Consider the following 20,687-nt stretch of genomic DNA (forward strand, 5'->3'; position numbering starts at 1 on the left):
CCCCCGCGCAGGCCGACCGCATCCCCGTCGCCGCCCTCGGCGCCCCGACCGTCCATGATCATGATCCCGGACTTCCCATGAGCCGCGGCCCGATACGGTCACGCCCACGGCCTATACCAATCGCGCGCCCGGCTCGACTGAGCTTGGCAATGCCTGTCCGCCTGGAAGCGCGGCTATTACGTCGAGAGTATGGCCAAGCCTGTTCGGCGCGCGGATGCGGCGACCGGGGGAGGTCGGAGGCGGACGCGATCCACAGATCGGAGGCAGGGCCAAGCCGGTGGCGATCATCGCCGGCTCAAGGCTCGTCGGAGCCGTGCCGGGTTTTCGCTCTGTGAGGAAGTGGCGCGCCCTACGGGAATCGAACCCGTGTTTTCGCCGTGAAAGTGCGAAGTCGATCGTCCAAACCAGTCCAATCTCGTCCAGATAAGCCATTGATGCAGAATGTTTTATCTCGGATTTTGGTGTTGGCTTGTCCAATCCGGCGTGCCATCATCCAACCACGTCGACGGGACACTGACGGGACACCATGGCTCGCAACGCGCGCGCACCGAAGCTCGAAACTCGAACCAGTCGGTTGCGTCTGCAGGTAGCCAAAAAGCCCGTTTTCGCCCGCATCGCGCCGGGAGTTTCGCTCGGCTACCGCCGTAATGAGACCGCTGGAACTTGGGTACTGCGGGTAGCCGACGGAAAGGGCGGCTCCTGGACTAAGCGGATCGGGCTGGCCGACGACTTCAGTGAGAGCAACGGTCAAAGCGTGCTCACCTTCTGGGAGGCACAGCAGCTCGCAAAAACCTTGGCAGGCGGCGAGAAAGGGGAGGGGGCGCAGCAGGCGCTACTCACCGTCGAGATCGCCGCTCGAACCTACCTAGCGAGCCTTGAAGCCCGGAACCGGCGCACGGCCTACGATGCTCGTCTGCGCTTGGAACGGCTCTTTCTGCCACGCTTTGGCTCGAGCCGGATCGAGGATCTCACACGCCGCCAGCTCGAAGCATGGCGCGATTGCTTAGTGCGGACGGGCGGCGACGCTGAGCAATGCCGCCGCAGCCAGGACACCGCTAACCGGGTGCTCAGCATCGTCAAGGCGATGCTCAACCACGCGGTGGGGGATCCGACGAATGGTTTGACGAACGATAGCGCCTGGCGGCTCGTTCGACCGTTCCAACGAGTCGGCCGGCCTCGCGAGGTGCACTTCACGCCCACGGAGGTGCTGCGCCTACTCGATGGATGTGAAGACGCCGGTTTTCGTGACCTGCTGACGGCAGGATTCCTGACAGGCGCGCGCTACGGGGAGCTTGCAGCCTGTCAAGTCCGGCACTTCGATGCGGAGGACGCAACTCTTTACGTGCCGCGAGGTAAGACAGGAGCTCGCATTATCATACTACAGCCCGAAGCAACGACGTTCTTCGCACGGCTGGTTGGCGGGCGTGAGAAAGACGCGCCGCTTCTGCCGCGCGCTGACGGAGACGCGTGGGGTGCAAGTCACCAAGTGCGGCCGATGAAGCGAGCGCTACTGGCTGCGAAGCTTGATCCGTCTGGCACGTTCTACGCGTTGCGACACTCGTACATCTCACGTGCTATCGAGGCGGGGATACCGCTGAACGTAGTCGCGGAGAACTGCGGAACGAGCGTGAGGATGATCGAGACCACCTACGCCAAGGTGCTGGCCGCGAAGCGGCGAGAGTTTATCGCGAACGGCGCACCTCGTTTGTTCTCTGACGCGGCTTGAGCTTAAAAAATCAGATTGGGAGCCTCGGATCCCGACTGCTCTAACATGCAATTCATTTCGGCGAGAAATCGCGGTGGCAAGCGATTAGAATCTGGATCGTCCTCTTCCTTAACGATGCATTGCTAAATCGTCCGGCCCCGTTTTCCAGCCTCTAAAACTGGATTTTTCTGCGCGTCCGGGAAAGACTGGGGGTGCCCCCAACCTCACGTTTGGTTTCGGAGGATCTTCGCAATTTCTTGGACGCCCTCAGCCGCTCCAAGGCAGACGTTGGTTTACTGAACGCCACGCTTGCTTACACAACGCTATAGGACAAACTCGAGCATTGCTCGCGTGGGAGCGTGATTGAGGATTTTGATGCCGATCCGCATCATTGTTGAAAGCGGACGTTCTGCTTTGCGCCCATTTCAGCCGTCTGAGCGCTCTTTTTCGACCGCCAGCGCTGACATCCCTCTATCCCACGCATCAGTGCTACAGGCACGGCTCGTCGGCTCGCAAGCCGTTTACGGATGACTCCGTCCGGCCGAGCGAGTGGCGTTCTGCTGCGTGGAAAGTGGGAATGACCATAGCCTCATACGACGCGGCGCTCAACTCAGCCGGCGTGGGTGCCTTCCAGAAGCGGCTTTTCGCGGTGTTCGGCCTCGTGTGGGCCGCGGACGCGATGCAGGTGCTCGCGATCGGCTTCACGGCCACCTCTATCGCTGTCACCTTCGCCATTCCCGTGCAGCAGGCGCTGCAAGCGGGGAGCGCCCTCTTTCTCGGCATGCTGGTCGGCGCTTTCCTGTTTGGACGCCTTGCCGACCGTTTCGGGCGCCGACCCGTCCTGATCGCGTCCGTGTTGATCGACGCAACCTTCGGTCTCGCATCCGCCTTCGCACCCAGCTTCGGCTGGTTGATCGCCCTACGGTTCCTGACCGGCCTCGGGGTCGGTGGCACGCTTCCCGTGGACTACGCGATGATGGCCGAGTTCCTGCCCGCCGATCGACGAGGCCGATGGCTGGTGGCGCTGGAGGGCTTCTGGGCAGTCGGCACCGTCGTGCTCGCACTCACTTCGCTCGCGGCACAAGGCTCGCGACCAGACGATGCGTGGCGGATCGTGTTCGCGGTGACCGCCGCGCCGGCCCTGATCGGTCTCGTGCTGCGCCTCTTGATCCCTGAATCGCCGCTGTTTCTTTTCCGTCGCGGCCGCATCGCGGAAGCGAATGTCGTCCTCGCGCAGGTCGCACGAGCCAATGGACATGCCGGCATCGCAGCGGACTTGTCGCTGGCCGTGCAACCGGACGCGACACCGGGATCCGCGCCATCGATCTTCCGGCCTGACTTGCGCCGGCGTTCGGCGCTGATCCTCGCCGTCTGGCTGCTCGTGTCGGCCTCGTACTACGGCGTGTTCGTTTGGCTGCCGGTACGACTGGCAGGACAAGGCTTCGGCTTCCTGCGCGGCGAGGCGTTTCTCGTGCTGGTCGCGCTCGCGCAGGTGCCAGGCTACGCGCTCGCCGCATATGGGGTGGAGCGATGGGGGCGGCGACCAACCCTCGTCGCCTTTCTGCTTCTTAGCGCGATCGGCTGCTTCGCATTCGGACTCGGATCGTCGGTCAATCTTCTGGCGACGGCGACGCTCTTGATGAGCTTTGCGCTGCTCGGCACTTGGGGGGCACTCTACGCCTTCACACCCGAGCTCTTTCCCACGGAGCTGCGCGCAACAGGCATGGGCAGCGCTGGCGCCATGGCGCGACTGGGCGGCCTTCTCTCACCGACCGTTTTTGCCCCCCTGATCGCGAGCAGTTTCAGCCTCGCGCTTGCGGTGTTCGCCGCGTTGCTCGCGCTTGCCGCCGCCCTCACGGTGACGATCGATCTCGAGACCAGACGGATGCCTCTCGAGTGACACGGAAGCAGCGGCTGATGCGGCGTGAGGGGCTGGGGACCGACCACGTCACGATCTTTCACCACTGAAGCGGGCACGACCAGTTCGAGCTGGTCATCATCATAAATTGGATTTGAAGGGCAAGCGTTCTCTCACCAGCAACGGTTTAGAGGAACCCGATTGAGAACCAGGGCACGAGGATGATGGCCATCAGGCCGATCAGCAGGGCGACGATGTAGCCGACGATCGGCCGCATGCCCGCATCGGGGTGGATCCGGCTGATCGCGCAGGCGGCGTAGTAGCCCACCCCGAAGGGCGGCGCGAACAAGCCCACCCCCATCGCCAGGATCACCACCATCGCGTAGTGCACCTCGTGCACGCCCACGCTCCGCGCGATCGGGAACAGCAGCGGCCCGAACAGCACGATCGCCGGGATGCCCTCCAGCACCGAGCCGAGGATGATGAACGCCACCGCCGAGACCAGCAGGAAGCCCAGCGGCCCGCCGGGCAGGCTCGTCATCACCACCGCCAGCGTCTGCGAGAAGCCCGACTGCGTCAGCGCCCAGGCCATGCCCGTGGCCGCCCCGATGATCAGCAGGATCGCGCCCGACAACGCCGCCGTTGTCACCAGCATCGGGTAGAGCCGCCCCACCGGGAACTGCCGGTAGATCAGCAACCCCGCCAAGACCGCGTAGACGATGCCGATGGTCGAGACCTCGGTGGCCGTGGCGATGCCCTCCACCACCGCGTAGCGGATCACGAAGGGCAGGGCGAGCGCCGGCACCGCCACGAGGAACGACCGGCCGATCACACGCCCCGAGGGCCGCGCCACATGGCTCAGGTCCTCGCCCCGGTAGCGCCACCACACCAGCCCGCACAGCGTCACCGCCAGCACGAGGCCCGGCACCAGGCCCCCGGTGAACAGAGCGGTGATCGACACCCCCGTCACTGAGCCGATGGTGATCAGCACGATTGAGGGCGGGATCGTTTCAGTCTGCGCGCCCGTGGCCGCCAGCAGGGCCACGAGGTCGCCCTCCTTGGCGCCCCGCGCCTTCATCTCGGGAAACAGCACGGGCGCGACCGCCGCCATGTCAGCGGCCTTCGAGCCAGAGATACCCGACACGAGGTACATCGCCCCCACCAGCACGAAGTGCAGGCCGCCGCGGACGTGACCGAGCAGGGAGGCCAGGAATCCGACCATCGCCCGGGCCATGCCGGTCATCTCGATCAGCAGGCCGAGGAACACGAACAGCGGCACTGCAAGCAGGATCAGGTGGCTCATGCCCTCGTCCATGCGCCCTACCACCACCATCGAGGGGGCGTTGGTGGTGAGCGCGATGTAGCCGAAGGTGGCGAGTCCAAAGGCGAAGGCGATCGGCACACCAGAGAAGACCAGCATCCCCACGCCCAGCACGAAAAACACCAGAAGGTTGAGGTTGCCTAGTGTCGCCAGCACCGGCTGGAGCGCCACGAGCCCAGCGGCCAGCCCCGCCCCGGTGGCGAGCGCGGCCAGTGTCATCTTCCAATCGGCGGTCTGGAGCAGGCGGATCACTGCGATCGCCAGCATCAGGGCGAAGCCGATCGGCAGGGCGGCGGCGCGCCAGGCGTTGTTCAGTTCGAGCGCCGGTGTCTGGACGAAGATCTCCTCGGAGGCGAACTCGTAGGCCGGGTGCAGAACGAGGACGACGAAGACGAGCCCAGCCACCAGCGCCAAGGTCTCGAGGAAGGTCCGCAGCCGGGGCCCGGCCATGGCCACCAGGGCAGTCATGCGCATGTGCTCGGCCCGGCGGAACGCCACCACGGCGCCCAGCATCGCCAGCCACAGGAACAGGATGCCCGCCAGTTCGTCCGACCAGATCAGCGGATCGTGGAAGACGTAGCGGCTGACAACGCCGGTGAGCATCACCACTACCTCGGCCACCACCAAGAGGGCAGCCGGGATCTCGATCAGCGGGCCGAGGGCTCGGTCGAGCGTGCGCGCCCAAGCGCGCTTGGCCGACGCCGCCGGCAAGGCAGGCGTCTCGTCCGCGAGTTCGAGTTGCATGTCGTCCCCCCTAAGGCCGCTCTCTCCAACACAGCATCTGGACGACCGGATCTGATCAGGTCAGTCGGCGTTTGTTGTTCGCGGTCGAGGAATGCAGAGCTAATAGTCGGCTCAGACTTTGATAACGAAAGGATCCTGGATCTCGCTGCTCAGTTCGCACCAGACGCTCTTGGTCTGGAGGTACTGGTCGATCGCGTGGATGCCATTCTGCCGGCCGAGGCCGCTGTCCTTGTAACCGCCAAACGGAGAGTTGAAGGCCATCGCCCGGTAGGTGTTGATCCACACCGTACCCGCTTGGAGCGTGCGGGCCATTGTATGGGCTCGAGTGAGATCCCGCGTCCAGACGCCGGCCGCGAGCCCGAACGGCGTGTCGTTCGCCGCCGACACCACCTCGCTCTCATCGTCGAAGGGGATCACACCGAGGACCGGCCCGAAAACTTCCTCTCGCAATAGGCAGTTCCCAGTCGAGAGGTTATGCAGGATGGTTGGCGAGAAGAAGTAACCGTCGGGGAATTCCGGTACGGATGCGCGCTCGCCGCCGACTAGGATCTCGGCGCCGTCGGCCAGGGCGCGCCGCACCATCGTTTCGTCCTTCGCGAGCTGCGCTGCCGTTGCCACCGGCCCCATCTGGGTGGCCGGATTCATGGGATCGCCCAGGACGATGCGGCCAGCCCGGGCGACGAGCCTGTCTACGAAGCGCTCGTAGATTGGGCGCTGGATGTAGGCTCGCGATCCAGCAACGCAGGTCTGCCCCGCCGCCGCGAAGATGCCCGCGAGCACGCCGGCCTCAGCCCGATCAAGATCGGCATCCGCGAAGACGATGTTCGGGCTCTTGCCGCCCAGCTCGAGCACAGTGCTAACCAGCCGCTTGCCGGCCGCCGTCGCGATAGCACGACCGCCCGCGTCGCCGCCCGTGAAGTTGATCTTCGCCACCTTGGGATGGTCGACCAGGGCCTCGCCCGCTCCCCGCAGTCCCGTCACCACGTTGATCACGCCAGGGGGAATGCCAGCCTCCTCGGCTAGGCGCGCGAGTTCGATGGCAGAGGCGGAGGTGACCTCGGAGGGTTTGATGACGACAGTGTTGCCCGCCGCCAGAATCGGCGAAAGGGCCATGATCGTCAGGAAGGTCGGGGAATTCCAAGGCACGATGACGGCGACGACGCCAAGCGGTTCGCGCAGTGTATAGTTGAACACGCTCGTACGATCGAGCGGGATGACGGTTCCCTCGACCTTGTCCGCCAGCCCCCCGAAATAATATAACCAGTCCTGCACGAGACGAGCCTGAGTGTGCATCTCAGCGTAGAGTTTGCCGTTCTGTTCCGTCTCGAGGGCGGCGATGCGCTCGGCATGCTCCGCTATCTTGTCGCCCCACTTCATCATCAGGCGCCCGCGGCGAGTGGGCGACAGGCGCCCCCAGGGGCCATCCAGGGCGGAAGCAGCCGCGCCGACGGCGGCATCGACGTCGGCGGCCGAGGAATCGGCGAACGTGCCCCAAACCTGGCCGGTCGTCGGATTGTACGACTGGAATGTTCGCCCATCCGTGGCCGAGGCGTCGCGGCCGGCGATGAAGTTCGCGTAGACGTTGCGCGTACCGTGCGAGAGCGAAAGGGGCATAAGGGTCACTCTGTGGTGGGGGGATCGACGGCGCGGATGTCAGGCGCCTGGGGTTGCGCTCTCGGGTGAGGCGCATCGCTGGGTGACGCGCCAGACCGCGCTGTCGAGGGGAGTGCCGCGCCATTGCGCGAGGTGGCGATCGCTTGCCACGAGGCGCGACTGATCGATCCCGGTGCTCACGCCCATCGCCTCCAGCATCGACACGACGTCCTCGGTCGCGACGTTGCCGGTCGCGCCGGGCGCGTAGGGACAGCCGCCGAGGCCGCCGATGGCGGTGTCGAAGTGGATGATGCCGGCCTGGAGCCCGGCCAGAATGTTGGCCAGGGCGCAGTCGCGGGTGTTATGAAGGTGAAGCTCGAACACGATGCTCGGGAAACGCGCGATCAGCTCCCGCGCCAGCCGGTCGACCTGCATTGGGTTGGCGACGCCGATCGTGTCGCACAGGCCAATCCGCTCACACCCGCCCTTAACCAGCCGAGCCACGATGGCGTGGATGCGCTCCTCCGGCACCTCGCCGTCAAAGGGGCAGCCGAAAACCGTCGATAGCGAGATCCGCCGCAACAATCCGTCCGCTCCCGCCGCCGCGTGCAGGTCGAGGATCTCCTTCAGTGACTCCTCGGTCGAGCGATTGAGGTTTCGACGGTTATGGCTATCCGTCGCTGAAAAGACGAAGGTCATGCCGGCGAGGCCAGCGCGCTGCGCGCGCTCCATACCGCGCTTGTTGGGGATAAGCGCGTAGGCGCTAACCGGCAGATGGCGGGTCGCCCGTACGACCTCCTCGGCATCGGCGAGGTTCGGGATCCATGACGGATGGGTGAACGAGGTTACCTCGATCTCGCGGAGGCCGGACGCAGCCAACTGCACAATAAGCCTGATCTTCTCCTCAGTCGGCATGAAGCGTGTTTCGTTCTGGAGGCCGTCGCGAGGACCGACCTCGGTAATGTGAGCGAACGCGGGCAGCTGCATCCTCACGCCTCCAACCGGAAAGCGCGGTCGAGAATGTCCATCAGGCCCTCGTAGGTGACGTCGCGGGGGTTCGGACGGACCTGCCGAAAATTTGTCAGGCCGTCGCGGGCGAGCGCGTCCATGGCGCTGCGCGGAACTGCGAGATCGTCGAGATATACAGGGATGCCGACGTCGCGTGACAGGGCCTCGACCGCCGCGACGGCCCGCTCGGCACCTTCGCGGACTGAGAGATGGGTCACCGTCTCGCCGAGCGCCACGGCGATGTCGCGGTAGCGCGGCAGATTCGCGACGAGGTTCCAGCGCATGACGTGGGGAAGAAGAACGGCGTTGGCGATGCCGTGAGGAATGTTGAACTGTCCGCCCAGCGGCATCGCCAGGCCGTGCACCATCCCGGTTGCCGCGCTGCCGAAGGCGTATCCCGCATAGAGGCTCGCCGTTAGCATCGCATCACGCGCGCCGATGTTCTGGCCGTTGTGAACGGCCGTCCGCAGGTTCTCACCGATCAGGCGGATCGCCTTCAGTGCGAAGTCGTCGGTCATCGGCTGGGCGAAGCGCGAGACATAGGCCTCGATCGCGTGCGTTAGGGCATCCATGCCGGTCGCGGCGGTAACCGAAGCCGGGAGGCCGAGCGTCAGCTCGGGGTCGAGTAGCGCCGTGTCGGCGAGCAGGTAGCGGCTGACGATGCCCTTCTTGGTATTCTGCGCCTTCAGGCTGAGGACGGCGACGTTCGTCACCTCGCTGCCCGTACCGGCGGTCGTCGGGATGATGATCTTCGGCACGCCCGGAGCCGCGACTTTGTCGATGCCGAGATAATCCTCTACCTTGCCCGGATTGGTAGCCATGACCGAGGCGCATTTCGCAGTGTCAATGGCGCTGCCGCCGCCTAAGCCGACGATCAAGTCGCATCCGAGCGCTCTAACGCGATCGGCACAGGCAATAACCGTCTCGATGCTCGGATCGGGCTCTACGTCGGAGAAGACTTCGACCTCGCGTCCCGCCAGCAGGTCGAGCGCGCGTCCGGCGATGCCGGCCTTTACGAGGCCAGGATCGGTGACCAGGAGGATCTTGCGTTGGCCGAAGCGGTCCACCTCGTCGGCGAGGTGGTTCAGGGCGCCGTTTCCATGCACCAGTCTCTGTATGGCAGTAAAGATCGCAATGTCTGACACGGGCGTGCTTTCGTTGCTGAGAATTAGGCGTTGGTGTTATTGTGGGATCAGATCACGCCGTCGGCCCTGAGCTGGGCGATCTCGTCCGTATTCAGGCCGAGCCGTTCGGATAGGACCTCGTGCGTGTGGCACCCAAGGGAGGGCCCAGCCCACTGCACTGCACCGGGGGTCTCTGAGAGCCGCGGCGTCACGCCCTGCATCGTGAGGCGACCGTACTCTTCGCTCTCGACCTCAACGACCGCGCCGCGTGCGCGGAAATGCGGGTCCTCGACGATACCAGCGGCATCGTTAATCGGTCCGGCCGGCACGGCAGCCTGCTTGAGGAGGGGGAGGAGTTCGTCTAGCGGCAGCTCCCGCGTCCACGCTGCGACGAGGTCGTCCAGTTCCTCCTGATGGGCGCCGCGGGCGCGGTGCGTCGCGTAGCGCGGGTTGGTGGCGAGCTCAGGATTGCCCATGACGTCTGCCAGGCGCCGAAAGATCGCATCCCCGTTCCCGCCGATGATCACCCACTGCCCATCGCGCGTCGGATAGAGGTTCGAGGGAGCAATGCCCGGCAACCGTGTCCCGGTCCGCTGGCGCAGCGCACCAGTCGCGCTGTATTCCGACAGGACGCTCTCTTGGACCGCCAGCACGGCATCCGTGATGCCGACATCTACCACCTGCCCCTTGCCGGTCTGGTGGCGCGCCTCGAGCGCGGCCAACGTGCCTAGAGCAGCGAAGACGCCCGCGAGCGAGTCGCCGATCGACAGCCCAGCGCGGGGTGGGGGCCGGTCTGGGAAGCCGGCGAGTGCGCGCAAGCCTCCCATCGCCTCGGCGATCGCTCCGAAACCGACGTCGCGGCTGTAGGGCCCAGTCTGCCCAAAGCCGGAGACCCGGGTTATGATCAGGCCGGGATTGGCTGTCCACAGGTCGTCCGGGCCGAGCCCCCATTTTTCCAGCGTGCCGGGACGGAAGTTCTCGACCAAGATGTCGGCTTCCGCGAGGAGCGCATGCGCGATCTCCTGGCCTCGTTCGGTGCGCAGGTCGAGGGTCAGGCTGCGCTTATTGCGAGCGATGACCGGCCACCACAGCGACTTACCGTCGAGCTGCACGGCGCCCCACTGGCGCATCACGTCGCCCGTCTGGGGCGGCTCGATCTTGACGACGTCGGCCCCGAGATCGGCGAGGAGCTGGCCGCAGAACGGGCCGGCGATAAACGAGCCCAGCTCGACGACGCGGAGGCCGCTGAGCGCGCCGGATTTCGGAATTGCAGTCATGATGCTTTTCCAACGACAGAGAACCCGCGCACGAGATGAGAGGGGGCATCCGTGAGTTTGCTGCCGATGTTGCGGGACCGGACGCCGTCGATGTGGCTCGCGATCGCAGCGACGGCCTCGTCGACACGGGACTCGCGGATGAAGGTTAGGATGGCATGATGCTCGTCCCAGGACCTGTCGCGGCCCTCCACCGTCCAGACTTCCAGCCACCGCGCACGCGACAGGCGGATCATCAGGTCCTCGACAGCGCGGATGTAGAAGCAGTTGTTTGTTAATCTCGCGAGTTCGACGTGGAAGTCGGAGCCGACGCGGTGCCAGGCCGCGCGGGAATCGTCTCCCCGGCAGGAGGCGAGGATCTCCTCGATCACCGCGATGTCAGCCGCCCGCGCCCGCTCGCAGGCAAGTCTCACCACCTCCACCTCAATGACCTGCCGGAACTCGATGGCCTGCTCAAGTTCGTCGAGCGAGATCGGCGTCACGATCCAGCTTCGGTCCTCGCGGGCGACGAGCCCATCGGTCTCGAGCCGCGCGAGTGCTGCTCGGATCGGGGTGCGCGAGCCGGAGAAGCGGCTCTCTAGAGACCGCTCGCTGAACCGCTCACCCGGCGCCATCTTTAGCGATAGGATGGAATCTCGCAGCTGCTCGTAGATTGCAGTCATCTGCGACATGACTTCATTTCCTTGAAATTACGGCAGACACATCACGCCGCCGCAGTGAACTGAGGTCTGGGGGCTAACTGGCGGGCGGAGACGTAGCTAATGTGATGCTGTCTTCAACCAAGGTCTCTATCAGGGTTTTCGCCTGGGCGAGACCTTTACAAAGGACCGACGACGTCCTGAAGTTTGTTCCAAATTTCGTCGCCGTACTTGGCCTGCCAGTTCTTATAGAAGCTGCTTTTGCCGAGTGTGTCTCGGAACGCTGCACGGTCGACATCCACGAACGTAATGCCCTTGGTCTGCAGGTCCGCGCGCAGGGTATCGCTGAGCTTGGCGACGTCCTGCCGCTGCTCAATTGCCGACCGGTCGATCTCCTTCACGACGATGTCGCGGAGGTTCGCGGGTAAGCCAGCGAAGGTGCGGCGATTGCCAACAACCCAGAATCCGTCCCAGACGTGATCCGTCATTGAGATGCTGTTCTGCACTTCATAGAGCTTCGTCGTATAAATTAAGGGGAGTGCGTTCTCTTGCCCCTCGACGATCTTCGTCTGAAGAGCGGAGTAAACTTCGTTAAAGTTAATCGGTGTCGGGCTGGCACCGAGCGACTGGAACAGAGAGGTCAGCATCGGTGCCACAGGCACGCGGATCTTGAAGCCCTTGATACTATCCGGGCTGGTGATCTTCCGCGTGGACGAGCTGACCTGCCTGAATCCATTGTTCCAGATCTTGTCGGTAACGAACAGGCCGGACTTGACGATCTGCGCGCGGACGTGATCGCCGAAAGCCCCGTCCATTGCCTTCCAGACATGATCGTAGTCGGGAAAGGCAAATCCGGTGTTCAGCGCTCCACAAGACGGAACTAGAGTCGCGAGTATGGATGAGGAGATGTTGAGGATCTCGACACCGCCGCTACGTGCCTGCGAGATGAGATCCGTATCCGAGCCGAGCTGATTGGCCGGAAACAGGTTGATCTCGACACGGCCGCCAGTCGCCTCGCGGATTCGGGTGATCGCCTCGGCGGCGCGCAGGTTGACCGGATGGGTCGGGTCCTGACCAGTCGCGTACTTCAACACGAACTCGGCGCTCTTGGCGCGCAACGAGCCGATCGATACGAGTGGAAGTGCCGCGAGCCCGGATAGAACCCGTCGCCTCGACGAAGTGTTTATCATCTTTGTCGTCACGTTAATTCCTCCCGATCGTTTTATTTGGCGGCTGGCAGTGCACGAGATTGAATGCAGCTAAGCTGGATCTGATCGTCGGCAATCAGCTGAGGGCTGGAGGCGTGGCGCGCCGCGAGCCCATCCGCTTATCTTGGGGGCGTGGGACGCCTCGATCGAAGGCATCCTGCTTGGGATACCAGACGGTATTCCGATCGCGGGAGCTTCGTCAATCTTCAAAAACAGAGTTTTCATGCCCGATGAAGCAACGTGCGCTCGTTTCGCCCCGCAAGGCGCCAAGATCGAGCCTGCCGCGTTGACAGCGCTCTCGGGCCCGGACGAGGCGCTTTCGAGCGCGCATCTAACGGATGGAAGAACGGTGGCGATCGACGTACTCTACCTCACGCCTCATTCACGTTGACGCCGCCAAGATGACGACGGTGTTGAATTTCCATGGCGCGGGGGACACTGCGCGTGCCCCGCACAGTGTGAGTTGGGCGATGGCGGACGGGGTGACGACAGGCATGTTCGTGCAACAGTCCCTCGCGTTCGCGAGCTTGGCTGCCTGATCACACGCACCGGCCGTTTTATCTGCTGCAGAGCATTATCGAGGGATGTCGAACCGCCGTGTTGGGTCGGCAGGAGGCTGTCTGCTTTTCCGACGGTCCTGCACCGAAGCAGACATGCTGCTTTCGGCCAAACTACGTCACGCCGGGGCGCCATCGCTTACAAGACCGGACCTTCGGCAATGCGCCCATGCCGGACGCTTAATGGGCCATCACAATAGCTCGGAAGCGGACGTCGACGACAATCGCGGACGGTGCGATTCGCTCGCAGCATGAAGCGCAGGGCTCTCAAGTCTACGTCGGACCGACGCTCCATCCATGCAGAGTATCGGTCGGCCGAGGTTCAGCCCCGTTTGGCCGGCACATCATCGAACATCTCAGCGAAGCGTTCGTCCTCCCGTGCACACAACGCTCGGCCAGGTAAATATTCCCGACAAGCGATGCAGCGCCCAGGTCAACGCCGCCCGATCTGGGGCACCGTTCAGACAGATGCGGATCGCGTCGGACCGGTTGCGTGTGGCGACCCTCGCGCCGCGCCGGGCTAAGGTCACGGCCGTGGCCTTAGCATTGCTCCACCAGGGCTACTGCGAGCCGCAGCCGGTGATGAGCGCGACCTTGCCGTCGAGGGAGAAGGGGTCTGTCATCGGTCAGCCCGCCCCGCACGCATGTCGTCGGCGGAGCTGATGCCGAGCGCTTCGAGGAAGCGAGAGACCATGTTGTAGGCCCCGACCGTCGCGGTGAGCTCGACGATCGTCCGCGGGTCGAAGTGGGTGCGCAGGTCTGCGAACACGTCAGCCGGCACGTGGATGGTTCGGGTCATCGCATCGCAGTAAGCCAGGGCCGCGCGCTGCGCCGGCTCGAACACGTCTGATGCCGTCCAGTCGGGGAGGGCGTCGACCTGCGCTTGGTGCACCCCTTCGCGCAGCGCGATCGGGATATGCTGCTCGGCCTCGTAGGGTGCCCCGTTGAGGTGGGCGACCTGTAGGATCACGAGCTCGCGCAGGGCCCCCGGCACGACGCAGCGCTGGCGGATCGCGCTGAGGAAATGCAGCCAGCCGTCGGCTACCGACGGGCTGTGCAGCAGCATGGCGTAGAGGTGCAGCACCCCGCCGCGTTGGGCGGTGATGCGAGCGACGAGTTCGGCCGTTTCCGGTCGATTCGGATCCGCATAGGGGAGGTGGGCCATCTGTATCCACTCCGTGGGGTGACGCGGGGATCGCGGCGAGGCGAAGGCCGATAAGGATCTGCCGCGCGTCTTGGCGGCGTTCGGCGGCGGGACGACGCCCCGTGCGAGCCTCACGGATTATCCTCGGCCGTGGCGATCCCGGGTGTTTCGATTGGGACTGGCCGGCTGGTCTGCAGACCTCAGCTCCACCCGTGCGGCGCACAGGGCCAACGATCACACCTCGCTCTCGTGCGTGTGCGAGAACATAGTGTGCCCGGGCGTCTGCAGGTCAGCCCGTAGAATGACGCCTGAGCCAGACTCAGTGATGAACAGTGCTCGTCCATCCGCGCCGCCGAACGCCACGTTGGTAGTGTGCAGGCCGGCGCAAGAGGTTATGCGCAGCACCGGCTCCCCCGTGGCGTCGAACAGCCAGACGGCGCCCTTCCCGGCATGGGCGACGGCGATGCGACCCTCCGCGTCGAGGGCGAGCCCGTCCGGCCCGGCCCCGCCCGACATCTGGATGAAGGTGCCCACCTTGGCGGCCGTCCCGTCCCGCATCAGCGGGATCCGCCAGACCGCGTTGGCCCGCGTAACCGCCAGGTACACCGTGTCCTCAGTGAGGTTCATGACGAGGCCGTTCGGGCTTGGGATGCCGTCCAGGATGCAGGTCACGACCCCGTCCGCCCGAACGCGGAAGAGGCGTCCGCCCGGGTCCTGCCAGCCGGTTAGGCCCTGATCGGTGAAGTAGAGATCGCCATCGCGAGAGAAGAAGAGATCGTTGACGCCCCGGAACCGCTCGGGCCCGACCCGCAGGAGGAACGGCTGGACCGTGCCGGTATCCGGGTCGACGACCATGATGCCGTTCTTGTAGTCGGCGATGAATATCCGGCCGTCACGGTGGATCTTGAGGCCGTTCGGCCAACCATCGTACTCGGCCGCGATGGTGAAACCGCCGTCCGGCGCCACGCACAAGATGCGTCCGTTCGGGATGTCGACACACCAGAGATTGCCGTCAAGGTCGAAGGACGGCCCCTCCAGGAACGATCCGGTCGGCATGCGCCCCGGCTGCGTGCGGATCCACTCGTTCTCCGCCGTGGCCACCCGCCACGCCTCGGGGTAGGTGGCGAAGACTCTCGTTGGGCAGATAGGCGGGGCTGCGTACATCGTGACCTCCGTCTAAGAGTTTAAGCGCGGCGCAGCGCGGGGACGACCGCTGGCGCGGGGAGGTCGCCACCGATCGGGGCGTGCGTCAGGGTCAGCGTGATCACGGCCCCGGTCACCAGCAGCACGCCACCGGCCACGAAGGCGAGGTCGTAGCTACCCGTCGCCGCGATGATGTAGCCCGTGGCGATCGGCGCGATGAGGCCGAACATGTTCCCGCCGGTGATCTGGATCGCCATGGCCTTGCCAGCACTAGCCGGCGACCGCAGCAGATCGGCGGCCAGGGCGATATTGAGCGAGATGCCCGTCGCCAAGCCAGTCAGCGAGATGGTGATCAGGCCCAGGATCATCGGCGTGCTGTCGACGAACGGTGCCGCCAGGATCACGGCCGCGCTGAGCATCGACACGACGACGATGCGCCGCCGCCGCCCCGTGCTGGAGCCGCCCTCCGCGGCCAGCGCACGATCGCTCAGATGGGCGAGGACCCACGCCAAGACCGTTGCCGCGAAGTACGGGAACGCCGTGAACAGGCCCGATTTCACGATCGACATGTGTTTGACGTTGGCGAGATAGCTCGGAAGCCAGGTCAGGAACACGATCTGCGTGTAGACGGCGCAACCCTGCGTGACGGCGACGGCGATCATACTGCGCGAGCGCAACAGCACGCCGAACCCTTCCGCCGAGCCACCTGATTTCGCCCCGGAATCACGCGCCTGCAGGATGAAGGCGCGCTCGTCCTCGCCGACAAAGGTCGCCGTCTCCGGCCCGCGATACCAGACCAGCCAACCGACCAGCCAAACCAAGCCCAGCAAGCCGGCCGTATAGAACCCCCACCGCCAGCCGTGGACAGACACCACCCACCCGAGCAGCAAGGTCCCGAACGCAGGCCCCGCGTAGCCGCCGCTGTTGAGCATCGTGGCCGCCAGACCGAACTCGGATCGCGGCGCCCAATCCCGCAACACGCGACCGCCCGCTGGATAGGTGGACGCTTCCGCCGCGCCCATCAGCATGCGCGAGCCGAGAAGGCTGACGAAGCCGGACGCGAGCCCTGTGAGAATCGTCGCGCCGGACCACACGAGCACACCGACACCGTTGACCACCTTCGCCCCGTAGCGATCGGTCAGAAATCCGCATGGGATCAAGCAGACGACATACGTCCAGAGATAAGCTGAGAACAGGTAACCGACCTGCACCGGACTCAGATTGTATTCAGCCGCGATCGCCGGCGCCGCGACCGACAACGCGACCCGGTCCACATAATTAAAGACGACAAGCAAGAAAATGCCAATATACAGCAGATAACGGCGCTTGCCCATTCGCACCTCCCGATGCAGTCGGTATGATTATTTTATATTACAATTGAAGACATAGGATGCCGTAATCATTCCCGGCACCGCGAGCTCTTGATCCGCGCCGTATTGTTGCTCGGCATAGATGCGCGCGCCGCGGTGTGCAGCAATCGATCAGTCGATCAAGTCCGGATGCTGGCGCAAAGTGCGGTCGAACATCGGCTGGGCATGAAGCCACGCCATGAACGGAGTGGCGAGGTGTTTGGCGGAGTGCGCCGCGTTGGCTTCGGGAACGAGCTTCAGGGGGTGGCCCGTCGCCTCGGCCTTAAGTTGAATCTCGCAGGCCCGCTCGGCGGCCACGAACCACCAAACGGCCTCCTCGATGCTCTCCTGGCCGGCGCTGAACAGGCCGTGGTTCTGGTGAATGGCGACCTTGGTGTCGCGTCCGAACGCGGCGGCGACGCTGTGGCCGGCCCCGCGCTCCACCACCACGGCGCCAGCTTCCTCGGTGATCAGGGCCTGCCCATCACCGTAGAAGCCGCAGGCCGTCTGAGTGATCGGATCCAGTCGCCGGCCCAGGGCGGCCCAAGCCATGCCGTTGATCGTGTGGCAGTGGCACGATGCCAGGATGCCGGGGTGCGCCTCGTGGATGGCGGCGTGCAGGACGAAGCCGGCGCGGTTCACCGCACGCGCGCCCTCGATGACTCGGCCGTCGTGGTCGACGAGGAGGAGGTCCGACGCCTTGACCGCCCCGAATTCCATGGCGAACGGATTCGTCCAGTAGAGGTTCGGATCCTCCGGGTCGCGGACGGTGATGTGGCCGGCGAATCCATATTCGTAGCCCAGATCAGCAAAAAGCCTACAGGCGGCCGCCAACCGAACCTTGCGGTGCCTTCGCTCCTGCGCGGCATCATCGAACACGGGGTAGCGGGGGAAAGCCAGACCGGCTTGGTCAGGTTCGTACACCGACCGCTTGGCTGCAACATTCATTTGTCGAGTCCTTTAATCGTTCGAATGGTATTTGATATTATCTTTCGCGATCAGTCTAATCAAAAAATGGAACTGGCTGACACAATGCCGATGCTGTTTTGCTTCTGCTGCTTTCGTTCCTGGGACGTCCTCTTCCCCACATCACGTACGGGGGCGGGTTAACCCAACCGGAAGCCCCCCAGCACTCAAGTGGGCGCCCTTCATTTCAAGGCTTGCTGCGCCCGCCGATGAACGCCTGCACCGCATCCCGATGCTCGGGCGTCGCGGTGATCACCGCATAGTGCGAGGAGATCAGGTCGAGGTTGGTGCGCAGGTCGTTGCGCATCCCCTGATAGACTGCGCGCTTGATCAGGCTCAGCGTGAGCGGTGGCGCCTTGGCGATCCGACGCGCCAGCGCCCCGACCGCCGGCATCAGGGCCACATCGTCGTGAACGCCGTTGACGAGGCCGATCCGGAGCGCTTCCTCCGCATCGACGAAATCGCCGGTGAAGAACAGCTCCAGCGCCTTCGCGGTGCCGACGAGGCGGGGCAGGAAGTGAGCGCCACCGGCCCCGGGCACCAGACCGACACGGACGTAGGTCTCGGCGAAGCGGGCGCTTTTCGCGGCGTAGCGCAGGTCGCACATCAGCGCGAGGTCGAGGCCCGCCCCGGTGGCCACGCCGTTCAGAGCGGCGATGACCGGCTTGTCGAGGTCCTCGAGCGCCAGCGGGATGCGCTGGATTCGGCCGTAGAGTTCGTCCTTGCGCCGCTGAGGCGGCTGGTCGAGGCGCTCGCCCATCTCGACGATGTCGCCACCGCTGCAGAAAGCCGGGCCCGCGCCGGTCACGACGACGACGCGGACGGCATCGTCCGTGCGGCAGCGCTGCAGAGCCGCCGTCCAGGCCTCGATCATCGGGAAGGTGAAGGCGTTCTTCCGCTCGGGCCGGTTCAGCGTGATGGTCGCCACACCCTCCGCGACGGAGAACAGCAGGTCTCCGCCCGCACCGCGTGTCTCGGCCTCAAGCGTCATCGGGCGGTCTCCTCGGATTGCGTGGACGGGTCCGGCGGGGCGGCCGCCCCGGTGAGGGCAGCGATCTCGGCCGGGTCGAGGCCCGCCTCGGCCAGAACCTCGGCGGTGTGCTCGCCGAGCCGGGGGGCGTGCCGGCGAATCGCGAAGTCGCTGCCACTGAACGAAACCGGTCGGCGCATGGTGCGGTAGCGCCCCTCGCTCGGATGCTCGGCGGCCCCGAAGAAGCCCACCGCTTTCAGGTGCGCGTCGTCCGGCAGTTCCTCCAACCCGAGGACGGGCATGCACGGGATGCTCACCGAATCGCAGAACGTCACCCAAGCGGCGGTGGTCCTGCGCGGAGCCTCTTCCTCCACCAGCGCGTACAGGACTTCGATGTTCTCCACCCGCACGGCGAGCGGGGTGAAGCGCGGGTCGTCCACGAATTCGAGCCGGCCGGTGTGGATGAAGAAGTCGCGCCAGTTCCGGTCGGAGTAGGGCAGGATGCAGGCATAGCCGTCCTGGGTGCGGTAGGGCTTGCGCTTCGGGCTGAGCACCCGGTTGAAGCCCGGCGGCCCAAGTGGCGGCTCGAAGGCGAAGCCGACCATGTGCTCGACGAAGTTGAACTCGACCATCGTCTCGAACATCGGCACCTCGACCGCCTGCCCGACGCCGCCGGCCCGACGCTCGTAGAGGGCCGCCAGGATCGCACAGGCAATAGCCTGGCCGGCGATCTTGTCGCACAGCACGGTCGGCAGGTAGCCGGGCTCACCGGTGGCGGCGGTCTGGAGGGCGGCGAGGCCGGAGCCCGCCTGGATCAGGTCGTCGTAGGCTGCCTTGTGGGCATAGGGGCCGTCAGCCCCGAACCCGTAGGCCCCGCAGAAGATGATCTCGGGCTTGAGCGCGCGGACTCGCTCGTAGCCGTAGCCCAGGCGCAGGATCGCGTCCGGGCGCATCGAGTGCACGAAGACGTCCGCCGTCACGATCAGCCGGTCGAGGGCCGCCCGCGCCTCGGGCCGCTTCAGGTCCAGGCGGACGCTGCGCTTGTTGCGGTTGAGGTGCAGGAAGTTGCCGCCCATCCCAGCGTTGCGGGCCGGCCGGTAGTGACGGAAGGAATCGCCCTCCGGCGTCTCGATCTTGATCACGTCGGCGCCGAGATCGGCCAGAATGTGCGTGGCCGACGGTCCCATGATGACGCTGGTGAGATCCACGATCCGCACGCCCGCCAGGGGACCGGCCTTTTTCGTCTCGGCGGAATGATCCAGCACGCGGCGATCTCCCATGTTAGCCGGCACCGGCCCGCAGCCGGACCAGCATTGGCCAGAGAGCGGTGCCTCCGCCCGCGCAGACCGCGCGCCCGATCCGTTCCTGCCACAGAGCGTCGGAGCCGAACTCGTCTCGCCAAGACCACAGCCGCCGCGTCGCGCGGTGCAGCGGGTGCTCCTGGGTGAAACCCATCGCCCCGTGGATCTGATGACAGATCGCGGCGACGTGGCCCGCCGCCTCGCCGCAGCGCGCTTTAGCGATCGCGGTGGCGAGGACGAAGCGCGCATCTCCCCAGCACGCGGCAGCGAGATCAGCCGATGCAGTCGCCGCCGCGACGTGGCCCGCGGCCTCGGCCAGCATGTGCTGGATCGCCTGAAACTTGGCGAGCGGCCGCCCGAATTGCTGCCGCTCGCGGGCGTGATCGAGGGCGGAGGCGAGGCAGGTCTCCATCGCGCCCACCAACTGCTGCGCGCGCACCCAGGCGCCGGCTGCCTCCACCGAGCCGACACCAACCTCGGCGGCCCAGTCCGGCGCTGTCCGTACCTCGTCGATGGCGGCGGTACAGCCTGTGAGGTCGAGGGCGTCGCGCGGCTCACCCGCGAGGTTGTGGCGCGTATCACGAACCGTGCCCGGCGCCGTGATCCGCACGAGGTGGCGGACGCCTGCGCCGTCGATCGCATCCACGAGCAGGGCCGCGACCGAACCGCCCCAGGGCACCTGCGCCGCCCGCCCGTCGAGGACGAAACCGTCGGCCCGCCGCGTGATTCGAACGGGGCTGCCGGCTGGGACCAAGGTGAGGGCGCCCTCCGGCGCGCCGCCGCC

General features: G+C 65.4%; 16 protein-coding genes. 2 read left to right on the forward strand and 14 right to left on the reverse strand.

From position 1 onward, the window contains the following. The first annotated feature begins 526 nt into the window (after positions 1-526). Together FV228_RS05330 and FV228_RS05335 are read left to right on the forward strand one after the other, a co-directional pair. Complete coding sequence (locus FV228_RS05330) at positions 527-1,726, forward strand: tyrosine-type recombinase/integrase (RefSeq protein ID WP_147853637.1); 1,200 nt, start codon at positions 527-529, stop codon at positions 1,724-1,726. Positions 1,727-2,282: 556 nt separating this feature from the next. Further along, positions 2,283-3,605 carry an MFS transporter gene (locus tag FV228_RS05335; protein WP_147853638.1) on the forward strand — a complete coding sequence of 441 codons (1,323 nt, stop codon included), beginning with the start codon at positions 2,283-2,285 and terminating at the stop codon, positions 3,603-3,605. Positions 3,606-3,750: 145 nt separating this feature from the next. On the opposite strand, the gene FV228_RS05340 is transcribed toward FV228_RS05335, so the two are convergent. The 14 genes from FV228_RS05340 to FV228_RS05405 form a co-directional block, all read right to left on the reverse strand. Continuing rightward, positions 3,751-5,628: a TRAP transporter large permease subunit gene (locus tag FV228_RS05340; RefSeq protein ID WP_147853639.1), complete on the reverse strand. Its 1,878-nt coding sequence runs from the start codon at positions 5,626-5,628 to the stop codon at positions 3,751-3,753. Positions 5,629-5,739: 111 nt separating this feature from the next. Further along, positions 5,740-7,242: an aldehyde dehydrogenase gene (locus tag FV228_RS05345; RefSeq protein WP_147853640.1), complete on the reverse strand. Its 1,503-nt coding sequence runs from the start codon at positions 7,240-7,242 to the stop codon at positions 5,740-5,742. 39 nt (positions 7,243-7,281) lie between these two features. Further along, positions 7,282-8,208 carry a hydroxymethylglutaryl-CoA lyase gene (locus FV228_RS05350; protein ID WP_147853641.1) on the reverse strand — a complete coding sequence of 309 codons (927 nt, stop codon included), beginning with the start codon at positions 8,206-8,208 and terminating at the stop codon, positions 7,282-7,284. Positions 8,209-8,210: 2 nt separating this feature from the next. After that, complete coding sequence (locus FV228_RS05355) at positions 8,211-9,374, reverse strand: iron-containing alcohol dehydrogenase (protein ID WP_147853642.1); 1,164 nt, start codon at positions 9,372-9,374, stop codon at positions 8,211-8,213. 47 nt (positions 9,375-9,421) lie between these two features. Continuing rightward, a complete protein-coding gene (locus tag FV228_RS05360) occupies positions 9,422-10,630 on the reverse strand; it encodes a CoA transferase (protein ID WP_147853643.1) in 1,209 nt (402 codons plus the stop codon). Next, positions 10,627-11,298 carry a GntR family transcriptional regulator gene (locus FV228_RS05365; protein WP_147853644.1) on the reverse strand — a complete coding sequence of 224 codons (672 nt, stop codon included), beginning with the start codon at positions 11,296-11,298 and terminating at the stop codon, positions 10,627-10,629. The genes FV228_RS05360 and FV228_RS05365 overlap by 4 nt, the downstream gene beginning before the upstream one ends. A 146-nt stretch (positions 11,299-11,444) precedes the next feature. Beyond that, a complete protein-coding gene (locus tag FV228_RS05370; RefSeq protein WP_147853652.1) occupies positions 11,445-12,455 on the reverse strand; it encodes a TRAP transporter substrate-binding protein in 1,011 nt (336 codons plus the stop codon). 1,194 nt (positions 12,456-13,649) lie between these two features. Beyond that, positions 13,650-14,195 carry a carboxymuconolactone decarboxylase family protein gene (locus tag FV228_RS05375; RefSeq protein WP_147853645.1) on the reverse strand — a complete coding sequence of 182 codons (546 nt, stop codon included), beginning with the start codon at positions 14,193-14,195 and terminating at the stop codon, positions 13,650-13,652. A gap of 213 nt (positions 14,196-14,408) precedes the next feature. Beyond that, on the reverse strand, positions 14,409-15,275 hold the full coding sequence (locus FV228_RS05380; RefSeq protein WP_246692020.1) for an SMP-30/gluconolactonase/LRE family protein: 867 nt from the start codon (positions 15,273-15,275) through the stop codon (positions 14,409-14,411). Between the two features lie 83 nt (positions 15,276-15,358). Continuing rightward, positions 15,359-16,651 (reverse strand): MFS transporter, encoded by a 1,293-nt coding sequence (locus tag FV228_RS05385; RefSeq protein WP_147853647.1) that lies wholly within the window; start codon positions 16,649-16,651, stop codon positions 15,359-15,361. Between the two features lie 147 nt (positions 16,652-16,798). Next, positions 16,799-17,614, reverse strand: a complete 816-nt coding sequence (locus FV228_RS05390; RefSeq protein WP_147853648.1) for a class II aldolase/adducin family protein — start codon at positions 17,612-17,614, stop codon at positions 16,799-16,801. Positions 17,615-17,819: 205 nt separating this feature from the next. After that, the gene (locus tag FV228_RS05395; protein WP_147853649.1) at positions 17,820-18,623 is read right to left on the reverse strand and encodes an enoyl-CoA hydratase-related protein; all 804 of its coding nucleotides are present in this window, start codon (positions 18,621-18,623) and stop codon (positions 17,820-17,822) included. Further along, positions 18,620-19,867, reverse strand: coding sequence for a CoA transferase (locus FV228_RS05400; RefSeq protein WP_246693836.1), 1,248 nt, complete (start codon positions 19,865-19,867; stop codon positions 18,620-18,622). The genes FV228_RS05395 and FV228_RS05400 overlap by 4 nt, the downstream gene beginning before the upstream one ends. A 16-nt stretch (positions 19,868-19,883) precedes the next feature. Beyond that, on the reverse strand, positions 19,884-20,687 hold an 804-nt coding region (locus FV228_RS05405; protein WP_147853651.1), incomplete at its 5' end, for an acyl-CoA dehydrogenase family protein.

The organism is Methylobacterium sp. WL18 (assembly GCF_008040015.1).
Lineage (GTDB): Bacteria > Pseudomonadota > Alphaproteobacteria > Rhizobiales > Beijerinckiaceae > Methylobacterium > Methylobacterium mesophilicum.